The organism is Rhizobium vallis (genome assembly GCF_003985155.1).
GTDB classification, from domain to species: Bacteria; Pseudomonadota; Alphaproteobacteria; order Rhizobiales; family Rhizobiaceae; genus Rhizobium; species Rhizobium vallis.
The window spans coordinates 31102-44795 of record NZ_ML133702.1 but is presented as its reverse complement, the minus strand read 5'-3'; the positions used below and the strand labels follow the sequence as shown (position 1 = coordinate 44795).

Here is a 13694-nt window from a genome sequence, read left to right as displayed (position 1 = left end):
TGCAGTTTTTTCCCGACGCTATGATGCAATCAAAGCTCTGCGATCTGCAGGACCGCATCGAGCAGCATAGTAATGCGCCGCTTCTTCGGGCCCCGCCACAAGCCTGCACATGACGATCGTCACCCTGATCGATGCGACGGCCCTTTTTTCGGTTCCAAACCATGAGGTCTGGAAGCTGAAAGAGGGCCAATGGAGGGAGATTGTGGATAAGCTTGCTGAGAAGACTCCGCCAATTGATCTCGAATTCAGCGAGGTCGCTACGTCAGAAGCCGCTGTCTTCCTAAAGGCAGCACAGGAGCCCTCAGATCTGCGCAAACTGCGTTCGGCCATTTCACATGCCGTCTGTTTCGAAGATTGGCATCCGAGACCGCCCCAGATCGCTCATATAACGCTGTTCAGGTTTTCTGCTGCAGAACGGATATCAAAGGTCAACATTGATGGATTTGCCCCGATAAGGGGCACCGTCCGATCGCTTGAATTGTTGGAGGAGCGAGTTTATCCGAGCGTCGAGATCAATAAGCTGAGTTCGCCGCTTCGCTCCTCCGGTATGGACAAGGCGACGGATGCCAAATCCGATAACAAAGCCCAGACAAAGAAGAAGCTGCGCGGTGCGAAGTTGGATGTGAAACGGGTGAGCCGGCAGGAGATCCTGCGCATCAATGCCCCGGCCGGCTCACGCTTCAAGGGGTACAAAAGCGTCTATGTTCGCGACCTGGTGCTCAAGGCGGAGCTTGTGCATTACCGTCGCGAATGCTGGGTGACGCCGGATGGAAAGACGGTACTGGCAGCCTTGCCGGCGGGGATCATCGGTGGCTATGGCGCCAATCTCAGGCGGCTGTGCCTGATGTTGCATTCACAGGGACAGGTAACGACCGCGCGTCTGACGACATTGCTCAATGACATTGGTCTCGACATCTCAAAACGCCAGATGGTCCGGCTTTTGACCCGGCAGCTGGATGGCTTTGTTGCCGAGGACGCGGCGGTGTTGCATGCCGGTCTGGTGTCGTCGTCTTATGTCACCGTCGACGACACCGGCGCCCGACATTCCCATAATCTGTATTACGCCACACACATCGGCGGCCCGAATTTTACTGTCTTTCGCACCACAAAATCGAAGTCGCGCCTGAATTTCCTGTCGCTACTGCGCGGCGGCTACCAGGATTATGTGCCGAACGATGCCGCGTTCGATTACCTGAAAGAACGCCGTGCGGATGCGGCCATTACTGCCGGACTTCGCGCTCTTGAACCCCAGCGCTTCTGCAACCAGGTGCCATTCATGGCGCATCTGGCCGACAAGGGTATCGACATCTTTGACCGGCAGGAGATTGGCACGCTTGCCGAGGCCGGCCTCTGGGGCGCCATCCGCCATCATGGCCTGGTGGGCAACATAGTGATCGTGTCCGACGACGCCGGTCAGTTCCGCGTCGGCAATCACGCCCTGTGCTGGGTGCATGCCGAGCGCCTTCTGCAGAAGCTGATGCCGGCGACCGCGAAGGAGGAGCGGCTGCTCACGATGGCCCGCGATCTCGTGTGGCGCTTCTACAAGGCGCTGAATGCCTACAAGCAGAATCCTTCCCCTCACTCCGCTCCCGCGTTCCGACGACGGTTCGACAGGATCTTTACCTTACACACCGGTTATGAGGCCCTCGACAAGTTGCTCGAACGGCTGCATCGACGAAAGAATGAGCTGCTGAAGGTCCTCGAACATCCCGATATTCCGTTGCACACCAACGCATCGGAGAATGACCTACGAACGTTTGTCACGAAGCGGAAGATCTCCGGCGGTACGATGAGCGAGGATGGTCGTGTTGCGCGCGATGTCATGCTTGGTTTGATGAAGACGTGTCAGAAGTTGGGGCTTTCCTTCTACCACTTCCTCGGTGACCGGCTCGGCATTGGCACCATAGGTAACCCAGTCCCGCCGCTGCCGGCGATCGTTCTCGCCAGGGCCTAAACACCGGAGCCGCTCGGCTCGGCCGCATTCAGCGACGTTGCCCAACAAACCGCCAGTGCCACCAAATTTGCTCCACTTACCCCGGTTACCCCCGCAGCTCAGCACGTTTCGATCTCGTTAACCATATGAATTAACGTTGTTCTTTTCCTTTCTGGAAGCGTATCGGCCTCTAACTTCCGTAACCGATAGCGACTGAAGCGTGACAACTAGCCATCGATAAGTATCAATTATCGGAAGTGATTGATTTCATGCCGGAATCAGCGAATGTCGGTCGCCCTGGATGACCGGAAACGCCCGGCTTTCCGGGCTCTTCAGCCGATTTCGGCCGGGTTGACCGGACTCGCGCAAGCGGAATTCGACAGTTGCCGTCGGCGCGAATGGTCCGTCACCGCCGCCACGACTGACTTCAATACCCCTGAAGCCGGCCTTTGATCGTGAGGTTACCTTGGAAACCGCTGCTTTTCCGGCATTTCCGCCCTAGACGCCCGCTGGTGCGCGTTTGCGTATGGGGAACATGTGCAACTTCGTCCTCACCCAACTCGGTAGCGGGCCCAACCTCTGATGCTTGCGGTGCCTCTCGATATCAAAAGTTTGTAGGAGGCCCATCCTCTGCAACGGCGGGGCTGAACATACCCGGAGATTCGCGACACTATGGAAGTGAAGAACGGGTTGCTACCGATACGCCTTCGCGTTTGAATTTCGTCCACAGTGGCACCGCAGTCCAGTCCGTGACTGATCCGAAATCCAAGTTGATACGCGTATTTTGTGGATGAAAGCTCAGTAAAGCCAGAGCAAGCTTGCACCTATGAATAAGCACGGCGGAATGCTTGCAAAAACAATCGTTTAGCGCCGATCGGTGTGGATCGTAGTAAATCAGGGCCACCGCGGCCGCGAGTGATGCCGCTATTCGCTTCTTGGTGTCGCTCGATGCCGCTGCGACCGGGCCAGTTCGACGAAGCGGCGCTTCACCTCGCTAAACAGCGCCGGCGGCAAAGGTCCGATATACCCCGTCTCGCCATCGACCGGTCGGATATCCGGACCCGGCCAGCCAAAGCGGTTGCTCTCGGTCAGCATGATCCAGGAACGATCGTCGTCGAGTCCAAGCCGTCGCTTTGTCGCCGGCGGAATCTCGATCGCCTCTTCGGCGTTGCCGGTCGGCGTGTGGGTGATTGGCAAAACGCGAACCATCGGCGTGCCGTCGTCGAGATGCGCGACGATGGCCAGCACAAGCGCCGGGCGATCCTTGTCACCCTCCTCGCGGCCTTCGAGATGTTGCCAATGCCAGAGATAGGAGTAGCGAAGGACCCAGCCGACCTTCGGTTCAATCGGCAGCATGCTTGCCGGTCAGCTCGGAGTTGAGATGATCCAGGCCATCACCCATCTCGGAAGCCTCGATCGCTGCAAGGTCGTTGTCACTGAGCGACGACGTCAGCTCGACACGCCTATCCCGCTTCGTCAGACGCATATAGTCTTCGTAGGCGATCAGCACCGTTCTCGGACGGCCGTTCTTGGTGATGATGACGGGATCGCGGACAGCCGCATCCTGATAGGTGCCGAAATTCTTCGAGACAACGGCAGCCGTGACAGTGGAGGTCATGTCAAAACTCCTTTTTCCGGAATATACGGATTTTCCGGAAGTTTTGCAATGCTGAGCCCGAGGTAAACGACAACGCAGACCGCCAGACGTCAGAACAGGTTCACGGAGATCAACACCTTGTCAGTTGCATAGGGTGTATCAAGCAAGGGAAAACGGTATGCGCATAGTGATCGAGGCGGCCGAACGGTTGGAAGAGCTTCTGGATCTGATTGTGCCGAAAGATGAAGTGATCATTTGCCGTGATGGCACTCCCGTCGCTGTCCTCACGGCGATAGCCAAAGGCGAGCCCAGCAAAAATGAGCGCCAATCATTGGCCAACGAAACCTCGAGCAGCGCCCAAAGTGCCAGCCGGATGGATAAGTTCTTGAAACTGGCCGCCGAAGGCCGTGTCGCTGTCGACGGCCACACCACTTCAGCACATGACGATTTTTACGACGAACACGGTCTCCCGAAATGAACGCCGCTATTGATCGCCGAAGAGCTGGACACGATCGCCGCGGTGCTGCCGATCGGCCCCGCGATGAACTTTCCGAGCTGCTGACCGACCAAGATGTCGAAACCCTGCGGCATCTGGTCAACGAGGGCATGGGCGACAATACGCTGCGAGCCCTGACCTCCGATCTTGCCTATCTGCAGGCCTGGTCGCTGGCCGCCATCGGCGATCCCCTCCCCTGGCCGGCGCCGGAGGCACTGCTCTTGAAATTCGTGGCACACCATCTTTTTGATCCGCAGAGACGCGACAGCGATCCCGAGCACGGCATGCCGGCGAATGTCCAACACAGCCTTCGCGACCGGGCTTTCTGAGATCGGTGGGACCGCATGCTCCTGACACGGTGCGCCGGCGGCTGGCAAGCTGGTCGACGCTGACCAAATGGCGCGGCCTCGACGGCCGCCTTCGCCTCCCCTGCCCTGAAGTCGGCGATCCGGCTGGCGGTGCGCGCCGTGCCGCGGCCACGTCGCCACAAGAGCGCCAAGGCGGTCACCGGCGCGACGTGCTGGCGAAACTGCTGGCGACCTGGGGCGGCGACAGCCTCCGCGATGTTCGCGACCGGGCGATCCTGATGGTCGCCTTTGCCTCCGGCGGCCGCCGGCGCAGCGAAGTCGCCGGCCTGCGCATAGAACAACTGACGGTCGAGGCGCCGGTCACCGGTGACGCCAATCGGGGAATTCCTCTTGCCGAAGCGATGGAGCAGTCGCGTCACCGGTCCGTGCAACAGGCATCAAGCTACTACAACGACGCGACACGGCGCAGTGGCCGCGCCGCCCGCATGCTTTGAACCGCACGCGCCGCTCAGCGATTGATTTCATGTGGCAAAACGGCGAAAGTCGCCTTCGAATACAGAGCCCAAAGCGTTCAAAAGCCGCTGATAAGAGGCCCTCGCCTTGCCGCCACGCTCATACTCCACGGGTAACAAGCCCAAGAAATGCGGCAAACAAGCTCACGCACTCGAGCGGGTTAAAAATCCCAGGGATTGAGGAGGCTGAGACCTGTCGTTTCGAAATCCTTGAGATTGTGCGTGGCCAAGCGTCCGCCGTTCACGTGCGCTATTGCGGCGATCATTGCATCGGGTGCCGACATTGCGTGACCCTGACGAGCCGCCTGCCCCATGATTTCACCATAAGCGAGCGCGGCTTCTTCTGTGAGGCCAAACATCCGGTCGGCAAATCGACGACGCCATTCCGTCAACCCCTGTTCCAAACGCTCGGCCCGCTGGTCCGGCCTGATCTTTTGAATGCCGAAAGCGATCTCGGCGATTGTCACAGTGGGCAGTGCCAATTCCGCGTCGAACCGAACCAGCCATGCCATGACGGCCTCGTCAGGATCCTTTCGCAACGTCTCCGAGACGACGTTCGTGTCGAGAAAGATCAAAGCTCGATGCCCGGGTGAGGACGACGGCTTTCACGGATGATGGAATCCAGGTCGATATCTATGGCAGCTTGCGCGTTGACGCGCTGGTAGAAACTTGCCGCTGGTTCGCGACCCGCCTCGCGTGTCTCGTAGGCTTCAAGCGCACGCTCGACGACTTCGGCAATCGAACGATTTTCACGGCGCGCCAGTCGGTGAGCCAGATCCCTTGCCTTGGAGCTTCGGACAGAAAGTTGTGGTGCGGCCATTGCAGTCTCCTTTACTGAAAATATAGGCTCAAAGTGCGCTGCCATCAAGATGGCAGATGCCGGCTTGCCATCGCGCGTGCCACTTTAGGGCTTCGGCAACAACCAACAGCGCTGCGCCGGATCGAACCTGCTCAAACTGGGACGATTTCTCGGAAATTCAGCCACAGAAGCCGTTGGATTGGATGAAGGTTATCCTAGCAATTGCGGAATTAAACTCCGTAAATGCAAGGATGATTGAGCGTCGAATTGCGGCGGCTGGCGCCGGAATCGATCTCCTCCTCAGCCCGCCGGGCGGGCGTCAGCAGGCTATCGAAGTCAACTGCAGCCTGAAACCAAAACTCGAAAAAGGCTTTTATATTGCGTGCGAGGATCTGGACCCGTGCGACGCATCGTCGTCTATCCCGGAACGGAAATCTTCCCGTTAAAAATGACGTCGAAGCAATGCCCCTCGCCTCGCTAGGCAAAACTCTACTCGATCTCGCTTAGGAATTATTGTTTCGGTGACAGCCGACGATTTGGAACGCAGCGCTCGCTACGTGCCAGCCTTGCCTCCTCGTCCGAGCTGAAATGACGCAACAGTATCAGAGCTGGCGCGAGTGGTCTCGCGGTTACCTCATCGAGGTCTCAGGGTTGTGAGCATTTCGAGCGCCCTCGGACCAGTTCATCCTGTGCTTTCCGGCCGTCGCCACACCTGGTCTTACTGCCCTCCTGATAGAGCAGAAGGATAAAAACCGCAATTACAGGATCATGCTTAGTCCTCCGCGCCACCGCTTGCTCGATAGCATCGAGAACGCGTTCCCGTTCGGCTTGAGATTTGTCTGGCGGCGGCTTGGTCAGGGAGAACAGCTTAGTATCAAGCTGCTGATCTGCTGGTTCGTTAAGCCGCCTCACACTGCTTCGGCGCTTGCCGAAATTCTCAAATCCGCCGGACCCATGAGGCAGCCTGACTGCATCGATGTCACATACTTCGCAACGGGTACGGAGAAGGCCGGGGGCATCCGGCCTTCCAGTGATCGCATGGCAATCACAATCAGCCCTGCAGGTTATCCGCCGACATCTTGCCGGACTTGCGATCCTTTACCAGTTCGTAGGTAATCTTCTGGCCGTCGTTGAGGCTTCGCAGGCCAGCCCGCTCCACTGCGGAAATGTGGACGAAGACATCGGTGCTGCCGTCATCCGGCTGAATGAAACCGAAGCCCTTCGTTGCGTTGAACCACTTCACCGTACCAGTCGCCATTACATCTTCCTTTGATTATCGTCTTGCCGAACCCTTTGGCTCGGCAGATGCTCCTATTCGCGAATGTACTGATAGACGCTTCTCGACACGACGAAAAGCATACGGACAGCCCGGGTTTCCGCGTCCCTGCTCTCACCAATCCCGCGGCGGCGACCCTACTTCTTGCCTCGTTGCTTCACTCTGATGCTGATGGAACCGCCCTCGGCCTGGCGGACTTCGAACTGGTTTGTCTTGCGGATGAGATCGCTGAGTTTTCGGAAGCCGAACGTTCGTGGGTCGAAGTCCGGCGCCAGGTTCAGGAGCTGCTTACCGACGGTGCCCAGGTTGACCCAGCCGTCTTCGGTGTTTTCTTGGGACAGCACCTTTTTGATGAACGGCACAGCTGCAGTTGCCGGCTGCAGGGGTTTGTCGGCAGACGCGGAATCGTGCTCGTCTTTGACAGTGCCGGGAAGAAGGTTCTCGGTGTAGACGAACCGCCGGCAGGCCTGACGGAAACTTTCCGGCGTCTTCTGTTCGCCGAAGCCGAAAACATCGACGCCCTGTTCACGAATCCGGGCGGCAAGTCGCGTGAAATCGCTATCCGATGACACCAGGCAGAAACCGTCGAACCGGGCACTGTGCAACAGGTCCATCGCATCGATCACCAGGGTGATGTCAGAGGCATTCTTCCCTGTCGTATAGGCGAACTGCTGCTGTGGAATAATCGCGTGTTTGGCCAACACATCCGCCCAGCCCTTGGACCGCGAGCCGGAGAAATCACCATAGATGCGTCGGACACTTGCTTCGCCTATTTTGGCGACCTCTTCAAACAGCCCGTCCGCGATTTTTGCCGAGGTGTTATCAGCATCGATCAGTACAGCCAGGCGCGGCGATCGTGTTTCGGACGGCATAGGGTTCCTCCGCTTTGGGATAGGGTATGTGACGCCATCGCAATTCATCAGCCTCTCTGGCTTGCGGTGAGGCGATCAGGTTGCCTGCTGGCGTTCTGCTGATGACGCTGTAGCGACACGTGTTTGGTGACAGCCGGAAAAGATGCTCACAATCCAACCTGTAAGCTACTGCGTTTATTGATGAAATCTCTGGTTTTGACGGCAGTCAACAAGTTCGGTGGATAAACAGATCTCGACCTTTACTCCAAGAGAGAATCGCGATGAGTTGCAGTTCAGATGCCCGGTAGCCTTCTATTAACTCTATTTTTCTTGTCAGAATCAGAGAATCGGAGATAATGACGGCATTTCACCGGTTTCGGCGATTTTATCGACAGAATGGCCAGAGGCACAATGAACGCGTTTAGCTCGCTGCCGTCGTTTGAGTTTGACGACAAGATCCTGATGCAAGGTGCGGAAATCTCGCGCAAGCTTGATCAGCTGCGTCTGGAGAATTCTCTCCCAAACGCAAAAAAGACGCTGCGCCAGTTCTCGCTCGCTGAGGTCGCACATTATCTTGGCGTCACGCCGAGCAATTTGAAGCGCCTTTATCTCGACGGCAAGGGCCCGAAGCCGACCACGATGTCGGGAAATCGCAGGTATTACACTGCTGAACAGATGCTGGAGCTGCGGTTTTTCCTCGACAAGACAGGAAAGACGGAAGCCAAAAGATATGTTCCCCACCGCAAACCGGGGGACAAATTGCAAGTCATCGCCGTTGTCAACTTTAAGGGGGGCTCCGGGAAGACAACTACCACAGCTCACCTCGCGCAGCACTTGGCGCTCACCGGACATCGCGTGCTTGCAGTTGATCTTGACCCGCAGGCGTCGCTTTCGGCTCTGCACGGTTTCCAGCCAGAGCTTGATCGGAACCCTTCGCTCTATGATGCGATACGTTATGACAACGAGCGCAGGTCGATTGCCGATGTCATTCTGCCGACCAATTTCCCGGGCCTCGACATCATCCCGGCGAATTTGGAATTGCAGGAATATGAATACGACACGCCGCTTGCGATGCAGGGGGACGCAGAGGGGAAGCGTTTCTTCACGCGTCTCGGTAAGGCGCTCGAGGAAGTAGATGGCCGCTATGATGTCGTGGTGGTCGATTGCCCGCCGCAGCTCGGATATCTCACCTTAACCGCGCTAACCGCGGCGACCTCCGTCTTGATTACGGTCCATCCGCAGATGTTGGACCTGATGTCGATGTCGCAATTCCTTCTCATGCTTGGCAATATCACAAAGACAATCAAGAAGGCCGGCGCCAATGTGCGCATGGACTGGCTCCGTTACCTGATCACTCGCTTCGAGCCCACGGACGTTCCTCAGGTACAGATGCTGGGCTTCATGCAATCGATGTTCGCCGAGGAAATCCTTAAGAGCCCGATGGTGAAGACGACCGCGATCTCCGATGCCGGTTTGACGAAACGCACCCTTTACGAACTTGACCGCTCAAATTTCACGCGAGAAACCTATGACCGGGCGATCGAATGCATGGATGCTGTTAACTTCGAGGTTCAGGGGTTGATCCATAAGGCTTGGGGGAGGCTGTAATGATGTTCACGGTCGTCAAAACCTCGAGAATCTTCAGCCAAAACAAACCGATATCAAGGTTTCCAGGATAGCGATATGGCTCGGAAAAACCCATTCGCCAATGTGATGAGCGATACGCCCACCGACAACAACCGGGCGGCGCTAGATTACACCATCAGGGGCGCTTCAAAGTCGATCCTGAACTCCATCGATGAGATGGCCGCCCGTGCAGACAAGCTGCTTGAAGGCGAGACCGTCATCGAACTGGACCCAGATCTAGTTGATGCATCGTTCGTGCGGGATCGTATTGAGGACGACGAACAGGAATTTGATGAATTGCTTTCTGCAATTCGCGAGCGTGGCCAGGATAGCCCAATCCTGGTGCGACCCCATCCCAAGAGTTCCGAGCGCTATATGGTGGTGTTCGGACACCGGCGTCTCCGAGCGGCGAGGGCGCTCGGAAGGAAAGTCCGTGCGGTCGTCAAGGACCTAAAAGACAGTGATCATCTGGTCGCGCAGGGGCAAGAGAATTCGGCGCGCGCCAATCTGTCATTTTTCGAGAAGGCAATGTTTGCGAGTGAAATCGCGCGGCTTCACTTCGATGGCGACAATGCGATCATTCTCTCAGCACTCTCCGTGGATAGGGCGACCCTGTCGAAGATGCTGGCGGTAGCGAGCATGCCTCGGGAATTGCTGGATGCCGTCGGCGCCGCCAAAGGCATCGGGCGCGATCGATGGTATGAGTTGAAGACCCTGTTGGAGCGGCCTTCGAACCTGGCGAGGGCGCGCGCCTTCGTTGGAACCGAGGAATTCGGTGCAAAGACGGGGGACGATCGGTTTAACGTCCTGCTGACTCATATCAAGGCGTCAGGCCGCTCGGGTCCGTCGAAACAGGGTCGTGCCAGCAAATGGATTTCTGAAGATAAGTCCGTTGCCGCCGACCTGCGGAGCGACGGACGTACTTTTACACTCGCTTTGAAGGCCAAGGATGCGGTCGGGTTTGGAGACTTCCTCTCCGAGAACCTGACGGATCTCTACAAGGCTTATCGAGGCAGAAACGTTCAACAAGGAGAGTAGACAGCAAAAGAAAAAGGCCCCCAAACGACCAAGTCGTGGAAGCCTTCCTCGTATTCCTAGCAGATCGAGAATCGCATTTCCACGAATCACAGTCAAGAGTCTTGGCGCCGGTTTTTGGTGAGCAGAGTTCTTTTGCCTAAACTGAGGTGAAGGCAAATGGAGAGTGGATATGTGACGACGCCCTTTGGGCGACGGCCGATGTCGCTTGGCATGCTGGCAAGCCAGCAACTGGCCGAGACGATCGAGCCGGGGATAAAACGCAGCAAATGGAAGCTGTTCAGGGCGATCTGCGAAGCACGGCCGGCGCTTGGCGTGACGGACCGGGCGCTGACGGTGCTCGATGCGCTTCTGACCTTCTATCCCGACGACGAGATTTCCGAGGAGAGAGGCCTGATCGTCTTTCCCTCGAACGCGCAGCTTTCGCTTCGCGCCCGTGGGATGACGCCGGCGACGCTGAGGCGGCATCTTGCCGTGCTGGTCGAGGCCGGCCTGATCCTGCGCAAGGACAGCGCGAACGGAAAGCGCTATGCGCGCCGCGACAGGGCGGGGGCGATCGGCGAGGCCTTCGGCTTCAGCGTCGCGCCGCTTCTGGCACGTGCGGTCGAGATCGAAAGCCTTGCCGCTGCGGCAGTCGCCGACCGGGAGCTCGTCAGGGCGACCAGGGAGCGCCTGACGGTGTGCCGGCGCGATATCTCGAAGCTGATTGCGGCAGCCATCGAGGAAGGAGTTCCGGGCGACTGGGAGCAGATATCGATGCTGTTTCGCGATCTCGTGCTGCGGCTTCCGCGCGTGGCCAGCGCGGGGGCGTTGACGGCGCTGCTCGACGAGATGGGGCTGTTGCGCGAGGAAGCGGTCAACCTGCTGGAAAGACAGGTAAAAATTAAAAAAATGGACGCCAATGAGTCTCAAATTGAGCGCCACAAACAGAATTCAAACCCCGACTCCAGATCTGAACTTGAACCAAGCTTCGAAACGAAGCAGGGCGCGAAGGCGGCGGCCGATAACGACCCGGTCGCCGGGCCGCAGGACGAGCCAAGGCTGAAACATCAGGGGCCTTCCGGCAGGAAACCGCCGATGGCTGATCCGGCGACGGGGCATGGCCTGAAATCCTTCCCGCTCGGCCTCGTTCTCCAGGCCTGCCCGCAAATTCACGATTACGGACCGGGCGGAACGATCGGCAACTGGCGCGACCTGATGTCGGCCGCCGTGGTCGTCCGCTCGATGCTGGGCGTCAGCCCCTCGGCCTATGAGGAGGCCTGCGCCGGCATGGGGCCGGAAAACGCCGCGACGGTGATCGCCTGTATTCTGGAAAGAGGCGGACACATCAATTCGCCCGGCGGTTATCTCCGCAATCTCACCCGAAGGACCGAGAGAGGCGAGTTTGCAATCGGCCCGATGCTGATGGCACTGGTGCGGGCAAATGGTGGAGTGCGGCGTGTTGCCGGCTGATGGAAAGAGACCAGACGCCATATGCGCATTGTTCATTTTACAAGTCCAGGTAAGCTCGGGATTCGGTAGTGGTGTTCAAGCTGGCAGGTGCTCATGGTGGAGTTTCGCATTCGTTGCAGAGCGTGCCGGTACCAGGATTCCCGCGCGGGCCACGCCAGGAAATGATTTAATTTCAACAAGGTGTAGTCGATGGAGAAGCGGTGAATGAAGCAGCTCTGTAAAAGGACCAGTGCAATCCTTTTGGCGGGCACCGTTCTGTGTGGCCCGGCAAGCGCTGCGGAACCGTCCTACGACAAATACAAATCGTGGTTGGCAGTCTGCGACAATGGGTTGAAGTGTGAAGCCAAGGGCTTCGAGGACGGCACCATCAGCAGCCCCGACATGCGCTTCATCCGTGCCCCCGGTCCGGACGCGGCCACCGAGGTTACGATCAGCGTGCCTTTTCCTGTCGGCCTCGGCGACTTTTACGCCGACGGGGAACCGCTGCATCTTGGGTCGTCCTGGACGCTCTCCCGGGATGAGGACCTGACGACGATCTCGACGAGCGACCCCGCGGCGGTGAGGGAATTTCTTTCGGATCTGCGCAATGACGCAAAGATCGAGGTCGGCGATGACAAGGCGGTCATTCCGCTCGACGGCATGGTTGCCGCTCTTCTGCACATGGATGATCGTCAGGGACGCGTCGGCGGCGTCACCGCGCTGATCAAGGCAGGGAATGCTTCCGCTTCGAAGGTGCCTGCTGCGCCTGCCTTGCCGGTCGTCCATCGGCGAAAGATCGAGATCAGCCTGTCGGATGCGGAAGGACAACGGCTGATCGCTCGGGTCATGGGCGCAGGCAAGGCGCTTTTCGAGAGTGAAGGATGCCAAGCGGACGCGGCGAATGAGGGACTTAACGCCGAGGTTTTTCCCCTCGATGCAGACCACGCGCTTGTTCTCATCCCCTGCATCATGGGTGCTTACCAGGGATCGTCGCTCGCCTTCATCCAGCCGATGAAAGGAGACGGTGTCCCCATTCCCTTTCGTCCGCAGCTTCCTCTCGGCAAGGGCGAAGGTCCGACGACGCTCTTCGTGGAGCCGGGTTTCGATCCGGGTACCGGAAGCTTGCAGATATCCGGCAGAGGACGTGGCGTCGGTGACTGCGGCCTCTCTGCCGAATGGGTGTGGGATGATGCCAAGTTCAAGCTTGCGGACGCATCCTTCCAGTCATCGTGCGGCGGCAGCCAGGCTGTGGACTGGCCGACCCTGTTCCGGACGAGATAAGTTGCCGCGGGCTTCCGCCCAAAGGCGATCGACATTTCACATGCGCCGATCCAACTCGCTTTCGCTTAAGCCGAAATGCTCGAGGATGATGCCGACGTTTCGGCGATGCGACTTGAAATAGATGTCGAAGAGATCGCCGATCAGGGGAACCGTTCCACCGGCGGCATCGATGCCGAGATTGACGGCCATGCGCGCCAGCTTGTGGTTGGGAACGCCAAGGTGTCTTGCCTCATTGATGAGGTAAAGACCGATGAGGGATCCGGCGACGTCGCCGACGGCCGGGATGAGGCCGAGAACCGAGTCCGCCCCGATCCGCACGCCGATGACGGGCAATCTGACGGCGGTGTCCATCAGCCGAGCGATGCGGACGGCGCGCCGGATTCTTTCGCGCTCGATTGACGTGAGGCGTTTGGTGTCAGCGGAGGTCGGCATCAAAATTCCTGCGGCGCCGCAGATTGCGGCGCGAGGTCCTGATGCAGCGAAGGTGCGGGATCACGACAATGATTGTCCATTGCCGTGAAACGCCGCAGGCCCGATAAGGTTCGTCTG

General features: G+C 58.2%; 14 protein-coding genes and 1 pseudogene. 8 read left to right on the top strand and 7 right to left on the bottom strand.

Annotation, left to right across the window (positions count from 1 at the left end; translation table 11 throughout):
* Nucleotides 1–109: 109 nt before the first annotated feature.
* Both EFQ99_RS36185 and EFQ99_RS35235 read left to right on the top strand, forming a co-directional pair.
* Nucleotides 110–1954, top strand: coding sequence for an IS66 family transposase (locus EFQ99_RS36185; RefSeq protein ID WP_342635432.1), 1845 nt, complete (start codon nucleotides 110–112; stop codon nucleotides 1952–1954).
* 264 nt (nucleotides 1955–2218) lie between these two features.
* Nucleotides 2219–2386 carry a hypothetical protein gene (locus EFQ99_RS35235; RefSeq protein WP_164736471.1) on the top strand — a complete coding sequence of 56 codons (168 nt, stop codon included), beginning with the start codon at nucleotides 2219–2221 and terminating at the stop codon, nucleotides 2384–2386.
* Nucleotides 2387–2857: 471 nt separating this feature from the next.
* Here EFQ99_RS35235 and EFQ99_RS31200 read toward each other — a convergent pair whose 3' ends face one another.
* Nucleotides 2858–3289, bottom strand: a complete 432-nt coding sequence (locus EFQ99_RS31200; protein WP_126924911.1) for a plasmid maintenance toxin (PemK-like) — start codon at nucleotides 3287–3289, stop codon at nucleotides 2858–2860.
* Nucleotides 3276–3551 (bottom strand): type II toxin-antitoxin system Phd/YefM family antitoxin, encoded by a 276-nt coding sequence (locus EFQ99_RS31195; protein WP_126924910.1) that lies wholly within the window; start codon nucleotides 3549–3551, stop codon nucleotides 3276–3278. Before EFQ99_RS31195 ends, EFQ99_RS31200 begins: the two co-directional genes overlap by 14 nt.
* A gap of 157 nt (nucleotides 3552–3708) precedes the next feature.
* Between EFQ99_RS31195 and EFQ99_RS31190 the strand changes: the two genes are divergently transcribed.
* On the top strand, nucleotides 3709–4008 hold the full coding sequence (locus EFQ99_RS31190; RefSeq protein WP_126924909.1) for a type II toxin-antitoxin system Phd/YefM family antitoxin: 300 nt from the start codon (nucleotides 3709–3711) through the stop codon (nucleotides 4006–4008).
* A gap of 9 nt (nucleotides 4009–4017) precedes the next feature.
* Nucleotides 4018–4828: pseudogene (locus tag EFQ99_RS31185) on the top strand (hypothetical protein).
* Nucleotides 4829–5007: 179 nt separating this feature from the next.
* Here the strand turns inward: EFQ99_RS31185 and EFQ99_RS31180 are convergent.
* The 4 genes from EFQ99_RS31180 to EFQ99_RS31160 all read right to left on the bottom strand — a co-directional run bounded on the left by EFQ99_RS31180 (nucleotide 5008) and on the right by EFQ99_RS31160 (nucleotide 7793).
* Nucleotides 5008–5421 (bottom strand): type II toxin-antitoxin system VapC family toxin, encoded by a 414-nt coding sequence (locus EFQ99_RS31180; protein ID WP_126924908.1) that lies wholly within the window; start codon nucleotides 5419–5421, stop codon nucleotides 5008–5010.
* The gene (locus EFQ99_RS31175; protein WP_126924907.1) at nucleotides 5418–5666 is read right to left on the bottom strand and encodes a type II toxin-antitoxin system VapB family antitoxin; all 249 of its coding nucleotides are present in this window, start codon (nucleotides 5664–5666) and stop codon (nucleotides 5418–5420) included. Before EFQ99_RS31175 ends, EFQ99_RS31180 begins: the two co-directional genes overlap by 4 nt.
* Nucleotides 5667–6696: 1030 nt before the next feature.
* Nucleotides 6697–6903: a cold-shock protein gene (locus EFQ99_RS31165; RefSeq protein ID WP_126924906.1), complete on the bottom strand. Its 207-nt coding sequence runs from the start codon at nucleotides 6901–6903 to the stop codon at nucleotides 6697–6699.
* 155 nt (nucleotides 6904–7058) lie between these two features.
* The gene (locus EFQ99_RS31160) at nucleotides 7059–7793 is read right to left on the bottom strand and encodes an NYN domain-containing protein (protein WP_126924905.1); all 735 of its coding nucleotides are present in this window, start codon (nucleotides 7791–7793) and stop codon (nucleotides 7059–7061) included.
* Between the two features lie 390 nt (nucleotides 7794–8183).
* On the opposite strand from EFQ99_RS31160, the gene repA reads away from it, so the two are divergent.
* From repA to EFQ99_RS31140, 4 genes are all read left to right on the top strand, one after another.
* Nucleotides 8184–9380, top strand: a complete 1197-nt coding sequence (repA, locus tag EFQ99_RS31155) for a plasmid partitioning protein RepA (protein WP_126924904.1) — start codon at nucleotides 8184–8186, stop codon at nucleotides 9378–9380.
* A 75-nt stretch (nucleotides 9381–9455) separates the two neighbouring features.
* A complete protein-coding gene (gene repB / locus EFQ99_RS31150) occupies nucleotides 9456–10436 on the top strand; it encodes a plasmid partitioning protein RepB (RefSeq protein WP_126924903.1) in 981 nt (326 codons plus the stop codon).
* A 156-nt stretch (nucleotides 10437–10592) separates the two neighbouring features.
* Entirely contained in the window at nucleotides 10593–11885 is a 1293-nt protein-coding gene (gene repC / locus EFQ99_RS31145; RefSeq protein ID WP_126924902.1) for a plasmid replication protein RepC, read from the top strand.
* Between the two features lie 204 nt (nucleotides 11886–12089).
* Complete coding sequence (locus EFQ99_RS31140) at nucleotides 12090–13145, top strand: DUF1176 domain-containing protein (protein ID WP_126924901.1); 1056 nt, start codon at nucleotides 12090–12092, stop codon at nucleotides 13143–13145.
* 36 nt (nucleotides 13146–13181) lie between these two features.
* On the opposite strand, the gene EFQ99_RS31135 is transcribed toward EFQ99_RS31140, so the two are convergent.
* Entirely contained in the window at nucleotides 13182–13577 is a 396-nt protein-coding gene (locus EFQ99_RS31135; protein WP_126924900.1) for a DUF4112 domain-containing protein, read from the bottom strand.
* Between the last annotated feature and the right edge of the window lie 117 nt (nucleotides 13578–13694).

What these genes read in the sequence shown, in the direction of transcription:
- EFQ99_RS36185 (WP_342635432.1), top strand. Translation starts at nt 110, where the DNA reads ATGACGATCGTCACCCTGATCGATGCGACGGCCCTTTTTTCGGTTCCA.
- EFQ99_RS35235 (WP_164736471.1), top strand. Translation starts at nt 2,219, where the DNA reads ATGTCGGTCGCCCTGGATGACCGGAAACGCCCGGCTTTCCGGGCTCTT.
- EFQ99_RS31200 (WP_126924911.1), bottom strand. Translation starts at nt 3,289, where the DNA reads ATGCTGCCGATTGAACCGAAGGTCGGCTGGGTCCTTCGCTACTCCTAT.
- EFQ99_RS31195 (WP_126924910.1), bottom strand. Translation starts at nt 3,551, where the DNA reads ATGACCTCCACTGTCACGGCTGCCGTTGTCTCGAAGAATTTCGGCACC.
- EFQ99_RS31190 (WP_126924909.1), top strand. Translation starts at nt 3,709, where the DNA reads ATGCGCATAGTGATCGAGGCGGCCGAACGGTTGGAAGAGCTTCTGGAT.
- EFQ99_RS31175 (WP_126924907.1), bottom strand. Translation starts at nt 5,666, where the DNA reads ATGGCCGCACCACAACTTTCTGTCCGAAGCTCCAAGGCAAGGGATCTG.
- EFQ99_RS31165 (WP_126924906.1), bottom strand. Translation starts at nt 6,903, where the DNA reads ATGGCGACTGGTACGGTGAAGTGGTTCAACGCAACGAAGGGCTTCGGT.
- EFQ99_RS31160 (WP_126924905.1), bottom strand. Translation starts at nt 7,793, where the DNA reads ATGCCGTCCGAAACACGATCGCCGCGCCTGGCTGTACTGATCGATGCT.
- repA (WP_126924904.1), top strand. Translation starts at nt 8,184, where the DNA reads ATGAACGCGTTTAGCTCGCTGCCGTCGTTTGAGTTTGACGACAAGATC.
- repB (WP_126924903.1), top strand. Translation starts at nt 9,456, where the DNA reads ATGGCTCGGAAAAACCCATTCGCCAATGTGATGAGCGATACGCCCACC.
- repC (WP_126924902.1), top strand. Translation starts at nt 10,593, where the DNA reads ATGGAGAGTGGATATGTGACGACGCCCTTTGGGCGACGGCCGATGTCG.
- EFQ99_RS31140 (WP_126924901.1), top strand. Translation starts at nt 12,090, where the DNA reads ATGAAGCAGCTCTGTAAAAGGACCAGTGCAATCCTTTTGGCGGGCACC.
- EFQ99_RS31135 (WP_126924900.1), bottom strand. Translation starts at nt 13,577, where the DNA reads ATGCCGACCTCCGCTGACACCAAACGCCTCACGTCAATCGAGCGCGAA.